The sequence below is a fragment of the Acidovorax sp. KPB24-03 genome (assembly GCF_057546605.1).
Genome location: NZ_BAAJYR010000624.1, coordinates 1 through 1,497, shown reverse-complemented (window position 1 = coordinate 1,497; position 1,497 = coordinate 1). Strand labels below are relative to the sequence as shown.

The 1,497-nt window shown below is 70.4% G+C and carries 1 protein-coding gene and 1 pseudogene; both read left to right on the top strand.

What is annotated here, in order from left to right:
- On the top strand, positions 1-945 hold a 945-nt coding region (locus AC27KI_RS24615), incomplete at its 5' end, for a class I SAM-dependent methyltransferase (RefSeq protein ID WP_487116389.1).
- A gap of 51 nt (positions 946-996) precedes the next feature.
- Positions 997-1,497: pseudogene (locus AC27KI_RS24610) on the top strand (SPOR domain-containing protein); the annotation flags it as partial.

The window sequence follows — 1,497 nt, the reverse complement described above, 5'->3', positions numbered from 1 at the left end:
CGCGCGCTGCAGGCCAGCCTGCCAGCGCGGCTGCTGGCGCGGCTGTTCCACCTGCGCCGCGCCAACACCCGCCGGGGCAGCCGCCAGAACATCTCGTTCCATTACGACATGGGCAACGATTTCTATGCCCAGTGGCTGGACCCGGACATGCTCTATTCCAGCGCCATCTACGCCACGGGCCAGGAATCGCTGGAGCAAGCGCAGCAGGCCAAGCTGGCCCGCATCGCCACCCTGCTGGCGCCCCGGGCCGGCGAACGCGTGCTGGAGATCGGCTGCGGCTGGGGCGCCCTGGCCATTGCCCTGGCCCGCGACACCGGCGCATCGGTGACCGGCCTCACCCTGTCGTCCGAGCAGTTGCGCCACGCCCGCCAGCGCGTGCATGACGAGGCGCTCACCGAGCACATCGATCTGCGGCTGCAGGACTACCGCGACGTCGAAGGCCAGTTCGACCACATCGTCTCCATCGAAATGCTGGAGGCCGTGGGCGAGCGCTACTGGCCGGCCTATTTCGAAACGCTCAAAGAGCGGCTGCGCCCCGGCGGCCGGGCCGTGGTGCAGGTCATCACCATCGCGGACGCGCAGTTCGAACAGTACCGCAGCACCACCGACTTCATCCAGCGCTACATCTTTCCGGGCGGCATGCTGCCCTCGCCCTCCCGGCTGCGGCAAGCGCTGGCGAAAGCGGGCCTGGCACTGCAGGCCGCGGAAACCTTCGGCCCCAGCTATGCGACCACCCTGGCCGAATGGCGCCACCGCTTCCTGAGCGCCTGGCCCACGATCGAGCCGCTGGGCTTCGATGCGCCGTTCCGACGGCTGTGGGAGTACTACCTGTGCTATTGCGAAGCCGGCTTCAGCACCGGCCGGGTGGACGTGGGCCTGTACACCATCGTCCATGCGCCGCCGGGCGCCCCGGACACGCCTGGCGCATCGCACCGTCCCGGGTAAACCGCACGCGCCCAGCGCCCCACACGGCGGGGTGCGTGCCAGAATCTCGCCATGCTTGCCCACACGGCTTATTCGGCCCATGCCGCCCTCGTTCCGCGCCGCTCCGACGACACCACAATGGGAACGCTCTACCGCGCCGCGATCGGCCCGGTCAATGCCGACTACTACCTGCCCGCCTTCGAGCGGCTGGACACCGCGGGCCGCCCGCTGCCGCGCTGGAACTGGGCCGCGGCCCTGTGCACGCTGAACTGGCTGGTGTTCCGCCAGCTCTGGGGGGCCGCCCTCGTCTACGTGGCCGCCCTCGAAGGCGTGGCATTGCTGGTGTTCGCGCTGGGCCAGTACTTGGCGCAGTGGCCGCTGCCGGTGCTGTCGGGCGTGCTGCTCGCGCTTTTGCTGGCCGCCACCGTGGTGCCGGGGCTGTACGGCGACGCCATCTTTCATGCCGAGGTGCGCAAGCGCATCACCAAGGCGCTCTCGGCCTCGGCCACCTTGCCCCAGGCGGGCGAATGGCTCGCCCGCCGCGCGGCGACCCGGCGCCGGCTGGGGTGGATC